This is a genomic window from Nonomuraea sp. MG754425, from assembly GCF_021699195.1.
In the GTDB taxonomy this organism is placed as follows: Bacteria; Actinomycetota; Actinomycetes; order Streptosporangiales; family Streptosporangiaceae; genus Nonomuraea.
Genome location: NZ_SSXE01000397.1, coordinates 1 through 2099 on the forward strand (window position 1 = coordinate 1; position 2099 = coordinate 2099).

Consider the following 2099-nt stretch of genomic DNA (forward strand, 5'->3'; position numbering starts at 1 on the left):
GCACCAACCCGAGGTGCCGGGACGGGGTGGAGACGGCGTCGTCCCGCCGGATCGCCCCCAGCACCGGCACGCCCGAGGCGGCCAGCGCCGACCGGCACAGCTCCTCGTGCCGATCGGACCCGACCCGGTTGAGCACCACCCCGCCCACCCGCACCCGGGGGTCGAACGTGGCGAACCCGTGCACCACCGCCGCCACCGACCGGCTCTGCCGGGCCGCGTCCACCACCAGCACCACCGGGGCGTCCAGCAGCCGGGCGACGTGCGCGGTCGAGGCGAAGCCGGTGTCCCCGCGCCCGTCGAACATGCCCATCACCCCCTCGACCACCGCGACGTCGCACCCGGCCGCCCCGTGCAGGAACAGCGGCGCGACGCGCTGCTCGCCCTGCAACCACGGGTCCAGGTTCCGGCCGGGACGCCCGGTGGCCAGCGCGTGATAGCCGGGGTCGATGTAGTCGGGCCCCACCTTGTGCGGCGAGACCCGCAGCCCGCGTGCCCGCAGCGCCGCCATGAGCCCGGTGGCCACCGTCGTCTTGCCGCTGCCCGACGACGGCGCGGCCACGACCAGCCGTGGAACTACCACTCGATGCCCTTCTGGCCCTTCTGCCCGGCGTCCATGGGATGGCGTACCTTGCCCATCTCCGTCACCAGATCGGCGGCCTCGACCAGCCGTTCGGGCGCGTCCCTGCCGGTGATCACCACGTGCTGGTTGCCCGGCCGCCCGGTGAGCGTCTCCAGCACGTCGTCCAGGTCGAGCCAGCCCCACTTCAGCGGGTAGGTGAACTCGTCCAGGACGTAGAAGCGGTACGCCTCGGCCGCGAGGTCCCGCCTGATCTGCTCCCAGCCCTCGCGGGCCTCGGCCGCGTGGTCCCGCTCGGTGCCCGGCCGCTGGATCCACGACCAGCCCTCGCCCATCTTGTGCCAGGTCACCGGGCCGCCCTCGTCGCTCGCGCCGAGCACCTTGAGCGCCCGCTCCTCGCCGATGCGCCACCTGGCCGACTTCACGAACTGGAACACCCCGACCGGCCAGCCCTGGTTCCAGGCCCGCAGCGCCATGCCGAACGCGGCCGTGGACTTGCCCTTGCCGGGCCCGGTGTGCACGATCAGCAGCGGCCTGCTCCGGCGCTGCCGGGTGGTGAGCCCGTCGTCGGGCACCATCACGGGCTTCCCCTGCGGCATGATCAGCCCGCCTTCCTGCGGTCGCGGCTCCCGAGGCCCGGGTTTCCGTGGCCGGGGTATCTGTAACCGGTGCTCCGGTGCTCGGGGCTGCTGCGGTCGAGGCTCCTGCGGCCGGGGGTCCGGTGGTCGCGGACGACCGAGCCCAGGTCGGCCAGCGCGTCGAGCGGGAGGACGCGGGCCCGCAGCCGGGCCGCCAGCCGGAGCGCCAGGCCCAGCCGCACCGGCCCGCTCTCGCAGTCCACGACCACCGACGCGGTGCCCGCCAGCAGCGCGGCGGCCCGGTCCACGTCGCCGCCCGCCGTGGCCCGCCCGTCCGTGACCAGCACCACCAGCGGCCTCCTGGCCGGGTCGCGCAGCCGCTCGACGCGCAGCACCTCCGCCGCCCGTGCCAGCCCGGCCGCCAGCGGGGTGCGTCCGCCGGTCGGCAGCGTGCGCAACCGCGCCGCGCCCGCCTCCACCGACGACGTGGGCGGCAGCGCCACCTCGGCGTCCATGCCCCGGAACGTCACCAGCCCCACCTTGTCGCGCCGCTGGTAGGCGTCGAGCAGCAGGCTGAGCACGGCCGTCTTGACGGCCGTCATCCGCTTGCGGGCCGCCATCGAGCCGCTCGCGTCCACCACGAACAGCACGAGGTTGCCCTCGCGGCCCTCGCGTACGACCTCGCGCAGGTCGTCCCCGCGCAGCACCAGCCCGGGACCGTTGCGCCCGCGCTCGCGCTGGTACGGCGCGGCGGCCCGGACGGTCGCCACCACGTGCAGGTCGCTCACCCGTCCGGACGGGCGGCGCGCCCCGGTGCCGCGGCCCTGCGCGGTCCGCGCCCTGGACCGCCGTCCGGACGCCCCCTCGCCGATCCCCGGCACGGCCAGCAACGGCACCCGGTACGGCTGCGCAACTCCGGCCACCCGCGCCGTGCCCTCCCCGGC

The 2099-nt window shown here is 76.0% G+C and carries 3 protein-coding genes; all 3 read right to left on the bottom strand.

Going from position 1 to position 2099, the window contains the following annotated elements; translation table 11 throughout:
- Nucleotides 1–565 (bottom strand): cobyrinate a,c-diamide synthase (locus tag FAF44_RS52940; RefSeq protein WP_237111081.1); only part of this gene is annotated, 565 nt, incomplete at its 3' end.
- Nucleotides 566–573: 8 nt separating this feature from the next.
- Complete coding sequence (gene cobO, locus FAF44_RS52945; protein WP_237111079.1) at nt 574–1176, bottom strand: cob(I)yrinic acid a,c-diamide adenosyltransferase; 603 nt, start codon at nt 1174–1176, stop codon at nt 574–576.
- A 2-nt stretch (nt 1177–1178) separates the two neighbouring features.
- On the bottom strand, nt 1179–2099 hold a 921-nt coding region (locus FAF44_RS52950; RefSeq protein WP_237111080.1), incomplete at its 5' end, for a VWA domain-containing protein.